The following is a 13,734-nucleotide window of genomic DNA, read 5'->3' as shown; positions in this document are numbered from 1 at the left end:
TTTCTCATCAATCTTCTTATTGGAGGAAACCCAAATGTCTCACTTTAGCACTCTGCGTACCAAGATCACCGATGCCGAAATTCTCAAGTCTTCTTTGCGCGACTTAGGTATCAGCGTCAAGACTGAAGCTGATGTTCGTGGTTATAATGGTCAGCGTCTCCGTTCCGACATCGTTGCTGTATTGGAAGGCGAGTACGATCTAGGTTGGTCTCGTAACAGTGACGGTTCTTTTGACCTCATTGCTGACTTATGGGGTGTTGCTAAGAAGCACAACCAGACCGAGTTGATCAACTCTATCAATCAAAAATATGCCGTTAACAAGACTTTGGCTGAAGTAAAACAGCGCGGTCTGCAAAACGCTAACGTTAAGTTGGTATTGCAGTAACAATTTCTCTAGCGCGTTCCCAAAGTGAAACGGGTTAACCTTCTAATAAGCGGTTAGCCCGCTTTTTTTATGGAGTTTCGCGCCAGAGGGTAAAGAGTTCGGTCAGGGTGTAGTATACTATATACTGCATCAAAAACATTTTTGCAAAAGATTGGAGGATAAAAAATTGTCAACAGCCATAAGTTCAATAGTTGATATTTTTAATAGAATTAATATGATTTCCTATGATAAAAAATATATTTCCCAAGAAAAACTGGACTTAAAAAATAAAACTAGAACAAGTATTTTACCCTGGAGAGGTCAGTTTTCACCAGAGTTAGTAGAGTTATTTTTAAAGGTTTACAGTTATCCTGATAGTGTAGTTTTAGATCCATTTGCAGGTAGTGGAACAACTTTATTTGAAGCAGCACGTCAAGGTTTATCTTGTTATGGCACTGATATAAATCCTGCTGCTATAGAAATGGCTAAAACTGCTCATTTTGTAAATCTCAAAACTCTTGAACGGGAAAGGTTGATTAAGTTAGCAGAAAAAATTGTTGATGAAAACTTATTACCTTTTACAGGAGATTTATTTTTTTACTGTTTTGCTGAAGAACAAAAACATTTACAGCAGCATGAACTAGAAGAAAAATTTATTTTTCAAATATTACAACAAGCTGGTAGTGAAGAACTATTATACAATTTACTGATTAATGCCATTATTAACTATAGCCAGCAAAGACAACCAAGAAATTTACTTGATTTTAAAAAGTCATTAAAAAAACATATAAATATTATCAAATCTCTTCCTTATTCTCCACAGCTATGCCAGGTAATTCATCAGGATGCACGCTATATTCCTTTGACAGATAATAGTGTAGATATTGTGATCACATCTCCTCCTTATATTAATGTATTTAACTACCATCAAAATAATCGTATAGTAATGGAGATGTTAGGATGGGATTTATTGAAAATAGCTAAATCAGAAATAGGTGCAAATAGAAAACATCGTCAAAATAGGTTTTTAACTGTTGTTCAATACGCTCTAGATATGTTGGATGTTCTTAAAGAAATTCGTAGGTTAATTAGTAAACATGGTAGAGTAATTATTGTTATTGGGAGAGAATCTAGTGTACGTGGTGTGAGATTTGAAAATAGTAAATTAGTTGCGGCTTTGGCTATTGGTGGTGCTGGGTTTGAACTTGATTTACTGCAAGAAAGAAAATTTCAAAATAAATTTGGAGAAATAATTTTTGAAGATATTTTACATTTATTACCCATCAACAATTATGAAATAGCAGATGATAATTTTGCGATTGAAGTAGCAACAGAGGTTTTAACAGCAGTTTTACCAAATGCAGAAGGAGATATTTATGAAGAAATAATTGATGCCAAAATACGTGCTAAATTGGTTCATAAATCACCTATATTAAAAATTGATAATTTCCATTAAATTGCACTTAAATTCTCATGAAAAAGTATCCTAACCCTCATATAGAAAAACTAAACGCATTACTTAATAATTCTAAACTTCCAGTTAATGATAAACCTAGAGTTGCTCAAACAATTGATATTTATTACCAATGGCTTAATAATTTAACAAAAACTGTAAAATCGTTACTTACAGCCGATGAAATGTTAAATGTTTTAGTAAAGTTGCTCATTGATTATAAAAACTATATAGATGTTGATTTTATTTTTGATAGCCCTAATGATTTTTTATATAGAAATAAAGGACAATTAAAATTAGATAATACTATAATTGAGGAATTTCTCCCTTATCTAATTAACCCCGTTATCGTACCAGAGATAGAAAACTTAGCAGTAGATATTGGACCAATTAAGACATTTTCATCTGTTTATTTTGAGTCCAGTTTAACTTTTCCAGCTTTAGGAGGTGGTTTAAGCGTCAGAAGTAAAAACCAAGATTTTGCAATTACTAGAAAACTATATTTAAAAGCATCTCATTTTCCTGATTTTACACAAGAAAAAAGTATAATTACTAATCTGTCCTATATTGCTGTAGAGTGTAAGACTAATCTTGATAAAACAATGTTTCAAGAAGGATGTGCAACTGCACATGATGTAAAAACCGCAGTTCCAGGAGCAAAATATTTTCTTTTATGTGAATGGTTAGATATGTCCCCTATCAGCACTGCTCCCACGGATATTGATGAGGTGATTCTTTTAAGAAAAGCCAAAAGGCTTAATTCTAATATTAGAGGAAATTTTGCTACTTATGAAGGCCGTCTCGATTATCGAGATTATTACATCGAATACTTGAAAAATAATCCATTTAGAGTCGAAGTTTTTAAGCACCTTATCAATAATATTCGTAAATTGTTAAAAAATGAAGGTTTAGATGAGAGTAATGTTTTAGAAGTAGGTTATTTTTGAAGGAAGGATTTTTTTATTTTCGACCCAAGTAGCAAAAAACACCTAATAATAACCCAAGTTGCTTATTAATGTGTGTATATTATGCTCAACCGAGTTAATTATAGTTATTTAATTTTATGTTATTCCCCATAATAACAAATTATGAAAACATTCACTATTGGTCATTCCAATCATGCAATTGAAACATTTATAGAACCATATTATCCTCAACAATTCTACACCTGTTTTATTGATGAAGCTATAAATTTCTATAATGAGGAATTAAATGATAATTGAAAATAATCAGCAATAATTGAGGAATTTTGACCAGTCTAAACATGAGATATTAACTCAAATTGAGAATAAACGTCAGGAGAGAAAGCAGGAGATTAAACAATTGGTCAAGTAGTAAATCTGAAATACATCCTGTAAATCCTCAAATCCTGGATATCCTGATTCAGACAAATAATTTTTGCAATAAAGTTTTCAGAAACCCGAATTTATGCTATAAATTCTATAGGATCACAATCAGTATTTATAAAAGTAAAAAATATTAATTGTAATTAGGAGGTCAAAATTATGAACTCTCTTGAATTAAGACAAAAAATCGAACAAAATTTATTAACTATCTCACCAGAAAATTTGAAATTTATTGATGAATTTGTGGAATTTATTAAATATAAACAAGAAACAAGTTTATCAGAAAACACTAACTATAAGCCAGCTTCAGGACGTTCAATTTTACGTCATGCTGGTACGTGGGTAGGAGACGACTTGGAAGAATGTCTGAAGTTAGTCTCTGAAACTAGAGGTAAAGTGAAAATTAATAATCGTATTAATCCTTTTGAGTGATGTATCTTTTAGACACTAATCATTGTAGTTTAATTTTTCTGAAAAATCAGACGGTTCTGGATTATATACAGGAAGTTGGAGAAACCGATATAGCTACTACTATCATAACAGTAGGTGAGCTAACTTATATGGCAGAAAATTCTAGTTATAAGGAAGAAAATTTAACTCGTATTGAGCAATTTATCGCAGATATTAGAATTTATTATGTAGATGATGTAACTGCTAAAATTTATGGACAAATAAAAGCAGGATTAATTAACAAATTTGGACCAAAGCAAAAAACTAAACGGCAAACGACTAAAATCACTCAATTAGGTTTTGATGAAAATGATCTTTGGATAACAGCAATAGCAATTCGTAATCAATTAACGTTAGTTTCGGCTGATACTGATTTTATCAGAATCCAAACTGTAATTGGTTTTTCTTTGGAGAATTGGAGAGATAATCAATAAATAATTATGAATGCACGTCTTCAGGACAACAGCATGATCATTATATCTAATTTAGATATAAACTTATTAGATGCTGGTAGGAATAAAAGATTGTCACAAAAGAAAATCTATGGAGGTGAAATTTTTCCTGCATCAGCTTGTGCTAACTATTATGATACTTTTTTAGAATCTTTTCAAAAAGATAAGAACATGAATAATAGAGGAATAGTTGCCATAGATTTGTAGAATATTAAACAAAGAATATTACTCTAATTTGGGTAATATTCTCACCAAAATTAAGAGTAAAAAAGGAAGTTGACTATGATTTTAAATATACCGGAAAAAGATGGAGATGATGCTCCGTTATATTTAGAAAAAAACATTCAGCGGGTGCTGAAAAAGCTGGAAGAACTAGAAAATAAGGAAGGTGAAGAATGATTTATCACTACAGCATGGTAATTCAATGGTCACAAGAGGATCAACTTTTTTTAGTTCACTTACCTGAATTTCCCTGGCAACAGTTTCATACACATGGTAAAACTTACGAAGAAGCAGCTAGAAATGGTCAGGAAGTAATTGAGGCTTTTGTTGAGATGCTTACTCAAGAAAATCAAGTATTACCAGAACCCAGAATGCTTCCTACAAAACCGTTGCAAGTTGCCTAGTTCAGTGTAAAAAGTATATTTGCATTTTGACATTATAACCGTTAAAATGCCTGTAAATAATTGTAATTCAGTGTTATTCCCCATAATAACAAATTATGAAAACATTCACTATTGGTCATTCCAATCATACAATTGAAACATTTATCGAACTCCTGACTCGGTGACTTCTAACTTCTAGAATAGAGGAAGAGGGAAAGCGGGGGCAAAGAGAAATAAAAATTACAATCCTCTTGCCTTTTGCCTTTTACCTCTTGCCTTTCTTAGACGGTGGTGATCTCTTTTTCCTTTTCTACAAGCAAGTGGTCGATTTTTTCTGTATGCTTGTTGGTCAGTTTTTGGAGTTTGTCTTGTTGATCTCGTGATTCATCTTCGGAGATTTCGGCACTTTTTTCCTGTTTGCGAATGGAATCGTTAGCATCACGACGGATATTGCGAATTGCTACACGACCTTCTTCTGCGTACTTAGCCGCAAGTTTGACAAATTCTTTCCGGCGATCGCTAGTTAGTGGGGGAATATTCAACCGAATCACACTACCGTCGTTACTGGGAGTTAAACCCACATCCGACAGAGAGATAGCTTTTTCAATGATATTCAAGCTGCCCTTATCGTAGGGCTGAATCAGGATGGTTGAAGAATCTGGTGTGCTAATGTTTGTCAGTGCTTTTAGGGAAGTTGGTGTACCGTAATACTCCACTTGTACCTTATCCAATAAACTCGCATTGGCGCGACCAGTACGAATTGTATTAAAAGCCCGTTGAGTGGACTCAACGGTTTTTTGCATCATGCTCTCAGCTTCAGCTAATTTCACAAGAACCTCCCACAAGAGTACCAATGGATTCTCCCATGACTGCCCGGTGGATGTTACCTCGCACCGTTAGGTCAAATACTAAAATAGGGAGATTATTTTCTTTACATAGAGCAATTGCGGTACTATCCATGACTCGCAAATCTTTAGCCAAAACGTGGGCGTAAGTAAGAGTAATAAAACGCTTGGCCTCAGGATGGAGTTTGGGGTCCGCATCGTAAATGCCGTCTACTTTAGTAGCTTTAAAAATCACATCTGCTTCAATTTCTGCTGCTCGTAAGGCCGCAGTCGTATCTGTGGTAAAAAAGGGATTACCAGAACCAGCCCCAAAAATTACCACCCGTCCTTTTTCAAGGTGACGAATGGCACGACGGCGAATGTATGGTTCTGCTAGTTCTTGCATAGCAATGGCGGTTTGTACCCTTGTCTGAATTCCCATCCGTTCTAGGGAATCTTGCAGGGTCATGGCGTTCATGACTGTGGCAATCATGCCGATATAGTCAGCGGTTGCCCGATCCATACCTGCTGATGCTGCTTTAATGCCTCGAAAAATATTGCCACCACCAACAACGATGGCCACCTGGACACCAGTGGCTATCACCTCTCCTATTTCCTTGGCTATTCCCTCGACCACTTCTGGATCAATGCCGTAGCCCAAGTTGCCCATTAAGGCTTCACCGCTCAGTTTAAGTAAAACCCGTCGGTAATTCGTTCCCATGAAGTTCTGCTTTATCAAAAAAGTTGCAATTGCCTCCAATTTAAGATAGCAGTACAGTGACTATCTGTCTCTATTTAGGTTGCCTGTTATTTATATAAAGTTCCCATTTGTTCGGTTTGGGCTGGCTGTATTTGCTAATCTTGCAATAAACAAGTATACTCAACACGGCTTAATTATTTGATTTAAGCGGGTAGGGGTTTAGCAATGCTAAAGCCTTACCAATCTAGGTTTTTCCTGATTTTACAAAAGTCCATGTCCCAACCGTTTTGAGTATAATCGCATTTCCTAAATAATCCACTCCCTGCGCTGATGCTGTTTGGGTGTGTTCATCTATTTGCCCTTGATAGCGAATAATCTCATTGCTATCTATCGAAAAGGCTGTAGGTGGACTAATTACACCAAAACTGCGGGTAACATCTTGAGTTGAGTCCCACATATAGGGGAAATTTAAGTGATGACGCTCGGCAAAAACTTTCATTTATTAATATTGCATTTACCATGAAAACTTCTCCAAAAACCTGGACTTGGCAAGATTTCTCTATTTGTTACCAAACTCAAGGTACTACTGGACCTGCTGTGATCTTGATTCATGGTTTTGGTGCGTCATGGTTACATTGGCGCAAAAACATTCCAGCCTTAGCGGCAAATTGCCGAGTTTATGCGATTGATTTAATTGGCTTTGGTGGTTCAGCTAAACCCATACCAGGGGAAAAAATTAGTTATACCCTAGAAACTTGGGGACAACAAGTAGCAGATTTTTGTCGGGAAGTGGTGGGTGAACCTGCATTTTTAGTAGGTAATTCTATTGGTTGTATTGTGGCTATGCAAGCGGCGGTAATTAACCCGGATATGGCTTTGGGAACTGCTTTGCTTAACTGTTCTTTGCGGTTATTACATGATCGTAAACGCGTAAATTTACCTTGGCTAAAGCGATTTGGTACGCCAATTCTCCAAAATTTCTTGGCGATTAAACCAATAGGTGATTTCTTTTTCAATCGCCTAGCTCAACCACAAACAGTTAAAAAGATTCTTTTACAGGCTTATGCTAACGGGGAAACGGTGACAGATGAGTTAGTTGACATTTTGATGATACCAGCAAAAGATCCTGGGGCTGCTGCTGTATTTTTGGCGTTCACTGCTTATTCTAGTGGTCCTTTACCGGAAGACTTATTACCTAGATTATCCTGTCCAGTAATTATTTTATGGGGAACGGCTGACCCTTGGGAACCTATTGATTTAGGCCAAGAGTTAGCCAATTTTCCCCAAGTTCAAAAGTTTATTCCTTTAGAAGGTGTGGGACATTGTCCTCAAGATGAAGCTCCTGATTTAGTTAATCCTATTTTACTGGATTGGATTATTGATCAATATCAATCTATCCCCAACCTTCAAGAATAAGCAACTAGTACCGCAGGGCGGAATTAAAAATTAACAATTAAAAATTAAAAAGCAGATTGTATAAGCTTTTTAGGGACTTTTAATGGTTATCTTACTTACGCTGTACTGTACTAGCTGATCTTACAATGGGATTTCATTCGTTTAGCAGCGATAGTAGGGGCTGCCCCTGCCGTCACCAGAACCATAATAGGGGCGGCCATAGCCGTAGTAGGGTCTGTAAGGACGACGACACCAGCGATATCCGCCAGCTAAAACTTCCTGTTCCTCTGCTGATAATTCTGTCAACAACTTAGATGAGATAATTTGACCTGGCATGACTGTTTACCTCAATTGTTTGATTGAGTGCTATCCACCCATGCTTATTTTATAAAGGTATTTTCAATCAATGTAATCATTCTATAGTTATAAACTAATAATTAGAATTTCCATTGTTTGACGTATATATATTTAATTTTTGTCTGTTAAAAAAACTCACTCAAAAACTGATTATTTTTGAATGAGCTATATGAGTATTAAAATCTAAATAAATTAGGCTAACTTATTACCAGTGACGGCGGGGTCTCCGTCCCCAGACCCAGCCCCGACTCCAGTTACGAGGTCTATGACCACCACTACCAGATAGAAGTTGCTGTTCTTCTATGGATAGTTCTACAACTAAATCAGATGGAATCTTTTGAGATAGAATATTTTGCTTTGACATAATAATTGTTAACCTCAATTAATTTTTTATTAGGCTTCGGACAACCATGCTTCTTTTATAAAGATATTTATCACTAATTTAATGATTCTATAGTTATAAATATCAGTTTATAATTTATATCTTTTGGTTCACATAAATAAGTTTATTTTCTAACTATAGATAGGCTATGGCAATTCTAAAGTGCCATGTAAAAAAAGGTGAGAGGAGAAAGTTACGCCCGAATTTTGGCAGAAGATACTGTTGATATTTGATATCAAGCAAGTTATCTGAAAATTTCTCCTCACCCTATAACTACAAGGTTAGAAAACTAAGACTATTAAGAATAGCTCAGTCTATAGACTTTACCCACTAAAAAAGAGTATTAACAATTTGGCATAGAGTTCGATTCAGGATAGCTCTCATCCCTTTCAGAAGCTGGATATTGATCATATTTTTGGGAGTCACAACCACATTTTTGTTTTTTAGGTTTACAAGAAGGAGGAGGTGATTGGTAACATCCCCCAGATAAAAGTTGTTGTTCTTCTGCGGATAGTTCTACAAATAATTCAAATTTGGTATTCTGATTAAACATGATTATTAGCCTCCGTTATTTAATAGGATCGATATGATTCAGTCCTAATCCTTTTATAAGCTTTATCTGAATATTTTTAATGATTCCCTAGTTGGAAATTAATAATCATAATTTCTATCTTTTGATTTATATATTAATTTTTAATGATTGAAAGTATAAATACATCAAAATTATCATAGTATTTATAAATAAATATTTAATATTTCTCTGTTACAAGAAACTCCCTCAAAAATTGATTATTTTTGAGGGAGCTATATATTTATTAAACTCTACTTAATAATTGCCGAGTTGATGAGATTAGCTGTATCATTCTTCCTCACTCATATTTTCATTATCACCACGACCTCCATCTCCATCTCTATCTCTATCGTCAGATTTCGGACAAACCCAATAGCATTTCTTGTAACATCTTTTCCTTCCTCCAGATAAAAATTCCTGTTCTTCGGTGGATAATTCGACAAGTAAATTAGATGTGGTCATTTGAGTAGACATGATTATTAGCCTCATTTATTTAACATAGGTTTTGCAAACCTATTGCTTTATTTATAACTATGTTTTCTAGAATTTTAATTCTCCCTTAGCTATAAATAAAGCGAATCTTAAAGAAGATATTTTTATTTCTTTTGGACTATTAATTTTTAAATACATATAAGGATAGAATCTCGTTGTTATAAATAATGTTTATTCATAAATAAAATGCACCTATGGTATTGATATACCTTAACAGGTGCAAAATTAGACTATAATTTTGACGGTTTTTTGAACTCTACGCTTGTTAAGAATTCAAAATTATTTCTGGATTCTGGAATCAGCAACAAGAGATAAATAATTAGAGTTTGACATTATAAGTGGGGCGATAAAAGATAGGACGGTTGATTAAAAAGTTATACTTCGATCCATCCCCATCATTTTCGTTATTTGGTTTGTCATCTTCGTTTTTTTCCGATGGGGAAAACCCACCATCTTTACCGCCTTTATTTCGACTACTGCCGCCTTTTTCAGGGCATAGCTGAGAGTTTCCTCCTGCTAAAATCTCCTGTTCTTCTGTAGATAAATCAACAATTAAATCAGATTGAATGACTTGATTTGACATGATTGTTAGCCTCAATAAATAGTTAGACTTTACACACTTAAATAAACGAAAGTATTATCTGTGTGCAATCCTATCTTCTATTTATAAATCTATTGTGAGAGAATTAACTTCTCCTGAAGTTAGAAATCAAAGAACTAAAAGTATGAATTACTATCTCATACTTTAGGCTGAAATAAATTATAGTCAATTCCATAAAAAAACGCGTTTTTTGTGAATATTATTCCTGTATTAAGTGTTAATATTATATATTTATAATGACAATGCAAAATAGATATATTCTCTAACTTTAGAAGCATGATTTTCTCATACATGATAGTTATATTTGAATTGTTAGCTGGTAAACCAGCTAATGCTAATTAAATCAGTGTTAAAAATGAGGTAGAGTGATGTCAGTTAATACGATTCAATCTGATTTACTTTTTGATTTATCTACAGAGGAACAACAACTTATATCTGGAGGTAAAGTAGGAACAATAACGACTAATGGTAGGTTTCGCTATGGTGGTAGAACTTATCCAGCTACTATCAATGTAAGAGTTACTGGCCTACCTTAATGAACCATAGATTTTCATCGAGTTTTCAGTTCCTTGTTAATCAACTTATAGTCTAATTCCCACTGCGGAGTTGGACTTTTTTAATCATTAAAAATAAACAAAAATACCAATTTAAAAATTAATGATCACTCATGCTTATTTTATAACTATTTATTATCGTAAATAAATGATCCTGTAGTTATCAGGTTTTGAGAGTTTGAATTGCTCTTAGGTTATATATATTTAGATAAATTCCTCTCTTTTAATTTATGTTTGTTTATTTTATTTATTTATTTATTTAATTCAAAATAGACAATTATATACTTTATTTTATTTTAAAAAAGTTATTTATTAACTCAGATAAAAAAATGTAGAGCAGAAAATAAAGCTGTCCCTACAAGAAAATATTTAAATTTAAATCTGGCTATTTTATGAAAATAAATTACTTAACTTATCAGCACCAGAACTAATAGTTATTAACCCAAAAGTAAAAGAAAGTGCCATAGTAATTTGGGATAATTTATATTTGCTAGTTTGTGAGGTAGAGTCACCTGAAGCAAGTTTTAAATCACTTTTTCCTTCAGTTTCTAAATCGGTTTTTTGGAAGAATAATTTACCTTCACTGAATAAACCTAACATGGGAAATATTTGCCCACCAACTACAGATTCTTGTTCTGTATCGGAAAGATATCTAAATAATTGAGTATTTTTCAGCATATTATTACTCCTTACATCAGTAATTAAGTTTGGCTAAGAGGGTGTTTGAAAAGTTATGGTTGATGTATCAAATATTTTTTACCCCACCCTAACCCTCCCCTTTACAAGGGGAGGGAACTGGATTTTTATTGTTTCCCCCCAAAGCATAGGGGGGACTAAGGGGGGTAGCAATGTGATGAAAATTACGGAATACCACTTTTCAAACATCCTCTAAGGAATAGGAAAATAAAAACTTTGACAATATTGATTTATACAGTTAAAAACTGTAAATGCTCTCCGGGTTTTGAGAGGAATGTCTGCGGAGTCCCTTGAATTTGTACTTGACCTTTTTCGATGAGAACAATCCAATTAGCACGATGAATGACGCTAGGACGATGGGTAATTAAAATTGTGGTTTTACCTGTACGATGTTCCAAAAGACGATCTAGAACATGAGCTTCACTCATGGGGTCTAGTCCGGCGGTAGCTTCATCTAAAATAAGTATAGGTGGATTTGTGAGAATTCCGCGAGCGATCGCTAATCTTTGTCTTTGTCCCCCAGAAAGATTTGCACCAAACTCCCCTAATACGGTTTGATATTTATTCGGTAATTGACTGATAAAACCATCTGCATCAGCAATATCACAAGCTTCAACTATGTCTTCAAAAGAAATATTAGGTGTACCCAAACGGAAGTTTTCCAAAATTGTCCGACTCCAAAAATGAGGTTCTTGGGGAACATAAACTACTTGCTGTCGGTAACAATCTAAAGCAATATCTTGAATATTAAAAAAGCCGATGCGAATATTACCAGAATCTGGGACATATAAACCAGCTAATAATTTAGCTAAAGTGCTTTTACCACAGCCAGATTTACCAATTAAAGCAATAGTTTTTCCTCCAGGAAGCTGAAGAGAAAAATCATCTAACAAGTCAATTCTACCTGCGTGATGAAATTGAAGATGAGAGCAATTAATATCTGCCACACTAGAAATTTGTGCAGTTGGCTTTTGACTTCCTCCCACCACTTCCGGTGTCGCATCAATAACTTCTAATAATCGAGAAACTGCTGTTTGGGAACGAAAATATTCATCAACAAAGCCAACTAATGAGTTGATTAAAGCTAAAACATTGACTTGCAAAGTATTAAAAGCTAACATTTGTCCAATGCTTAAATTGCCTTTAATTACTAACATACTCCCCAATCCTAACAAGATAACACCACCAATTGTAGATATAATTTTAGCAATAGTCCCGTTGATAATTGCTATTTGAACCGTACTAAAAGCCAGATTTGCTAGACGACCAAACCGACTTTGAAATTCATCCCAAAATTGAGGAGCAGCATTTGTAGTTTTAATTACCTGTGCGCCCTTAAATGTTTCGACTAAAACACCTTGATTTTCTGCTCCTAAAACTAAGAGACTGCGGGTTTTTTGCTGAAGAATTGGTAAGAAAGGTAAGGTTGATAAAGTCATAAAAGCAGCAATTAATAAAACTGCTATTGTTAATTGCCAGCTATAAAATAACATTAAGCAAAAAGAAATCACAGCAATAAAAAATTGGCTGGGTAAAACAATCACAATCTGGGATACTAATTGGTTAATTTCGCCAATATCTCGGAGTCGGCTAGTAATTTCCCCACTGCGACGAGATTCATAATAATTTAAAGGTAATTGCAGCAGTTTACGACCAAATTCCAAGACTAAACCCAATTGTAATCTTTGCCCAAAATGAGAAATCATTAAGGCTTGAAATACTTGTAAACCTCCACTAAATAAACTCATAACTACGACTGCGGAAACTACAACAGTGAGTAATTGCACATCTCCACGCACGAGAACATCATCTGTCAATAATTGAATTAAAACAGGAGTTCCTAAAGCTAGTAAACCCAGGACAATATTAATCATTAAAACCTGAGTTAACAAACCACGAAATGGTAAAATCCGGTAAAAAAACCGCGTGATACCACCTTTTGATTGTTCTTGGGGTTGTTCAAAAAAGCGGTCTGGATCTGGCTCTAATAAGAGCATTACGCCATTCCAAGCATTGGTTAATTCTTCTTTGGTCAGATAACGAAGTCCCACAGCCGGATCGGCAATAACGTATTTTTTGCCTTTTTTACCATATAAAACTACCCAATGATAGCCTTGCCAATGGATAATTGCAGGTAATGTAATTTCTGTAATTCTGTCTATGATTTCTGGAGAAGCTTTGACCGCTCTAGCATTGAAACCGAGATTTTCTGAACCTCGTTTTAAACCTAATAATGTTGTTCCTAATTGTCCAGTCCCCACAGCTTCTCGGCTTTTAATCATGCTTAAAAAGCGTCCATAGTGCTTGGTAATAGAAACTAAACAAGCTGCCCCACAGTCTTCTTCACTTAACTGTAAAGTACACTGATAATTTTGATGATTTTTAAAGATATTGAACATAATTATCCAAAAAAGTTTAGTAGGTTGAGTTGACGATAGGAAACCCAACTTTATGCAAGTCTTTGTTCTATTGTGCTGTTTTTGTCGGGTTGT

At 34.4% G+C, this 13,734-nt stretch carries 20 protein-coding genes; 10 read left to right on the top strand and 10 right to left on the bottom strand.

Features of this window, described 5'->3' with window-relative positions; genetic code table 11:
- The first annotated feature begins 34 nt into the window (after positions 1-34).
- The 8 genes from ANA_RS17630 to ANA_RS17600 all read left to right on the top strand — a co-directional run bounded on the left by ANA_RS17630 (position 35) and on the right by ANA_RS17600 (position 4,691).
- Positions 35-385: a DUF1257 domain-containing protein gene (locus ANA_RS17630; RefSeq protein ID WP_015081375.1), complete on the top strand. Its 351-nt coding sequence runs from the start codon at positions 35-37 to the stop codon at positions 383-385.
- Positions 386-536: 151 nt separating this feature from the next.
- Positions 537-1,820, top strand: a complete 1,284-nt coding sequence (locus tag ANA_RS17625) for a DNA methyltransferase (protein ID WP_148279079.1) — start codon at positions 537-539, stop codon at positions 1,818-1,820.
- A 17-nt stretch (positions 1,821-1,837) separates the two neighbouring features.
- Entirely contained in the window at positions 1,838-2,764 is a 927-nt protein-coding gene (locus tag ANA_RS17620) for a Bpu10I family restriction endonuclease (protein WP_015081373.1), read from the top strand.
- A gap of 141 nt (positions 2,765-2,905) precedes the next feature.
- Positions 2,906-3,040 carry a hypothetical protein gene (locus tag ANA_RS28305; RefSeq protein WP_015081372.1) on the top strand — a complete coding sequence of 45 codons (135 nt, stop codon included), beginning with the start codon at positions 2,906-2,908 and terminating at the stop codon, positions 3,038-3,040.
- A gap of 282 nt (positions 3,041-3,322) precedes the next feature.
- Entirely contained in the window at positions 3,323-3,595 is a 273-nt protein-coding gene (locus ANA_RS17615) for a hypothetical protein (RefSeq protein WP_015081371.1), read from the top strand.
- Positions 3,595-4,047 (top strand): type II toxin-antitoxin system VapC family toxin, encoded by a 453-nt coding sequence (locus tag ANA_RS17610; protein WP_015081370.1) that lies wholly within the window; start codon positions 3,595-3,597, stop codon positions 4,045-4,047. Before ANA_RS17615 ends, ANA_RS17610 begins: the two co-directional genes overlap by 1 nt.
- Before the next feature lie 6 nt (positions 4,048-4,053).
- A complete protein-coding gene (locus ANA_RS17605) occupies positions 4,054-4,272 on the top strand; it encodes a hypothetical protein (RefSeq protein ID WP_015081369.1) in 219 nt (72 codons plus the stop codon).
- Between the two features lie 188 nt (positions 4,273-4,460).
- On the top strand, positions 4,461-4,691 hold the full coding sequence (locus ANA_RS17600) for a type II toxin-antitoxin system HicB family antitoxin (RefSeq protein ID WP_015081367.1): 231 nt from the start codon (positions 4,461-4,463) through the stop codon (positions 4,689-4,691).
- Positions 4,692-4,951: 260 nt separating this feature from the next.
- On the opposite strand, the gene frr is transcribed toward ANA_RS17600, so the two are convergent.
- The 3 genes from frr to ANA_RS17585 all read right to left on the bottom strand — a co-directional run bounded on the left by frr (position 4,952) and on the right by ANA_RS17585 (position 6,693).
- A complete protein-coding gene (gene frr, locus ANA_RS17595) occupies positions 4,952-5,500 on the bottom strand; it encodes a ribosome recycling factor (protein ID WP_015081366.1) in 549 nt (182 codons plus the stop codon).
- Entirely contained in the window at positions 5,487-6,215 is a 729-nt protein-coding gene (gene pyrH / locus ANA_RS17590) for a UMP kinase (RefSeq protein ID WP_015081365.1), read from the bottom strand. The genes frr and pyrH overlap by 14 nt, the downstream gene beginning before the upstream one ends.
- 223 nt (positions 6,216-6,438) lie before the next feature.
- Entirely contained in the window at positions 6,439-6,693 is a 255-nt protein-coding gene (locus ANA_RS17585) for a redoxin domain-containing protein (protein WP_041458129.1), read from the bottom strand.
- A gap of 20 nt (positions 6,694-6,713) precedes the next feature.
- On the opposite strand from ANA_RS17585, the gene ANA_RS17580 reads away from it, so the two are divergent.
- Complete coding sequence (locus ANA_RS17580; protein ID WP_015081364.1) at positions 6,714-7,610, top strand: alpha/beta fold hydrolase; 897 nt, start codon at positions 6,714-6,716, stop codon at positions 7,608-7,610.
- Between the two features lie 141 nt (positions 7,611-7,751).
- On the opposite strand, the gene ANA_RS26715 is transcribed toward ANA_RS17580, so the two are convergent.
- The 5 genes from ANA_RS26715 to ANA_RS17565 all read right to left on the bottom strand — a co-directional run bounded on the left by ANA_RS26715 (position 7,752) and on the right by ANA_RS17565 (position 9,974).
- Positions 7,752-7,925: a hypothetical protein gene (locus ANA_RS26715; protein ID WP_015081363.1), complete on the bottom strand. Its 174-nt coding sequence runs from the start codon at positions 7,923-7,925 to the stop codon at positions 7,752-7,754.
- A gap of 226 nt (positions 7,926-8,151) precedes the next feature.
- Positions 8,152-8,310, bottom strand: coding sequence for a hypothetical protein (locus tag ANA_RS26710; protein WP_015081362.1), 159 nt, complete (start codon positions 8,308-8,310; stop codon positions 8,152-8,154).
- 361 nt (positions 8,311-8,671) lie between these two features.
- Complete coding sequence (locus tag ANA_RS17575; RefSeq protein ID WP_015081361.1) at positions 8,672-8,881, bottom strand: hypothetical protein; 210 nt, start codon at positions 8,879-8,881, stop codon at positions 8,672-8,674.
- A gap of 306 nt (positions 8,882-9,187) precedes the next feature.
- Positions 9,188-9,373 (bottom strand): hypothetical protein, encoded by a 186-nt coding sequence (locus ANA_RS17570; RefSeq protein WP_041458128.1) that lies wholly within the window; start codon positions 9,371-9,373, stop codon positions 9,188-9,190.
- 337 nt (positions 9,374-9,710) lie between these two features.
- Positions 9,711-9,974, bottom strand: coding sequence for a hypothetical protein (locus ANA_RS17565; RefSeq protein WP_015081359.1), 264 nt, complete (start codon positions 9,972-9,974; stop codon positions 9,711-9,713).
- Between the two features lie 386 nt (positions 9,975-10,360).
- Here ANA_RS17565 and ANA_RS26705 point away from each other — a divergent pair, with 386 nt between their 5' ends.
- Positions 10,361-10,528 carry a hypothetical protein gene (locus ANA_RS26705; RefSeq protein ID WP_158310552.1) on the top strand — a complete coding sequence of 56 codons (168 nt, stop codon included), beginning with the start codon at positions 10,361-10,363 and terminating at the stop codon, positions 10,526-10,528.
- Between the two features lie 408 nt (positions 10,529-10,936).
- On the opposite strand, the gene ANA_RS17560 is transcribed toward ANA_RS26705, so the two are convergent.
- Positions 10,937-11,224: a hypothetical protein gene (locus ANA_RS17560; protein ID WP_015081358.1), complete on the bottom strand. Its 288-nt coding sequence runs from the start codon at positions 11,222-11,224 to the stop codon at positions 10,937-10,939.
- A 248-nt stretch (positions 11,225-11,472) separates the two neighbouring features.
- Positions 11,473-13,641 (bottom strand): peptidase domain-containing ABC transporter, encoded by a 2,169-nt coding sequence (locus ANA_RS17555; protein ID WP_015081357.1) that lies wholly within the window; start codon positions 13,639-13,641, stop codon positions 11,473-11,475.
- Between the last annotated feature and the right edge of the window lie 93 nt (positions 13,642-13,734).

Origin of the sequence: Anabaena sp. 90 (assembly GCF_000312705.1) — a bacterium.
Taxonomy (GTDB): domain Bacteria; phylum Cyanobacteriota; class Cyanobacteriia; order Cyanobacteriales; family Nostocaceae; genus Dolichospermum; species Dolichospermum lemmermannii.
The sequence above is the reverse complement of the archived record's forward strand: the minus strand, read 5'-3'. Positions and strand labels throughout refer to the sequence as shown.

Bases quoted from the DNA above. Each gene is read 5' to 3' on its own strand.
- ANA_RS17630 (WP_015081375.1), top strand. From the start codon at position 35: ATGTCTCACTTTAGCACTCTGCGTACCAAGATCACCGATGCCGAAATT.
- ANA_RS17620 (WP_015081373.1), top strand. From the start codon at position 1,838: ATGAAAAAGTATCCTAACCCTCATATAGAAAAACTAAACGCATTACTT.
- ANA_RS28305 (WP_015081372.1), top strand. From the start codon at position 2,906: ATGAAAACATTCACTATTGGTCATTCCAATCATGCAATTGAAACATTT.
- ANA_RS17615 (WP_015081371.1), top strand. From the start codon at position 3,323: ATGAACTCTCTTGAATTAAGACAAAAAATCGAACAAAATTTATTAACT.
- ANA_RS17610 (WP_015081370.1), top strand. From the start codon at position 3,595: ATGTATCTTTTAGACACTAATCATTGTAGTTTAATTTTTCTGAAAAAT.
- ANA_RS17605 (WP_015081369.1), top strand. From the start codon at position 4,054: ATGAATGCACGTCTTCAGGACAACAGCATGATCATTATATCTAATTTA.
- ANA_RS17600 (WP_015081367.1), top strand. From the start codon at position 4,461: ATGATTTATCACTACAGCATGGTAATTCAATGGTCACAAGAGGATCAA.
- pyrH (WP_015081365.1), bottom strand. From the start codon at position 6,215: ATGGGAACGAATTACCGACGGGTTTTACTTAAACTGAGCGGTGAAGCC.
- ANA_RS17585 (WP_041458129.1), bottom strand. From the start codon at position 6,693: ATGAAAGTTTTTGCCGAGCGTCATCACTTAAATTTCCCCTATATGTGG.
- ANA_RS17580 (WP_015081364.1), top strand. From the start codon at position 6,714: ATGAAAACTTCTCCAAAAACCTGGACTTGGCAAGATTTCTCTATTTGT.
- ANA_RS26715 (WP_015081363.1), bottom strand. From the start codon at position 7,925: ATGCCAGGTCAAATTATCTCATCTAAGTTGTTGACAGAATTATCAGCA.
- ANA_RS26710 (WP_015081362.1), bottom strand. From the start codon at position 8,310: ATGTCAAAGCAAAATATTCTATCTCAAAAGATTCCATCTGATTTAGTT.
- ANA_RS17575 (WP_015081361.1), bottom strand. From the start codon at position 8,881: ATGTTTAATCAGAATACCAAATTTGAATTATTTGTAGAACTATCCGCA.
- ANA_RS17570 (WP_041458128.1), bottom strand. From the start codon at position 9,373: ATGTCTACTCAAATGACCACATCTAATTTACTTGTCGAATTATCCACC.
- ANA_RS17565 (WP_015081359.1), bottom strand. From the start codon at position 9,974: ATGTCAAATCAAGTCATTCAATCTGATTTAATTGTTGATTTATCTACA.
- ANA_RS26705 (WP_158310552.1), top strand. From the start codon at position 10,361: ATGTCAGTTAATACGATTCAATCTGATTTACTTTTTGATTTATCTACA.
- ANA_RS17560 (WP_015081358.1), bottom strand. From the start codon at position 11,224: ATGCTGAAAAATACTCAATTATTTAGATATCTTTCCGATACAGAACAA.
- ANA_RS17555 (WP_015081357.1), bottom strand. From the start codon at position 13,641: ATGTTCAATATCTTTAAAAATCATCAAAATTATCAGTGTACTTTACAG.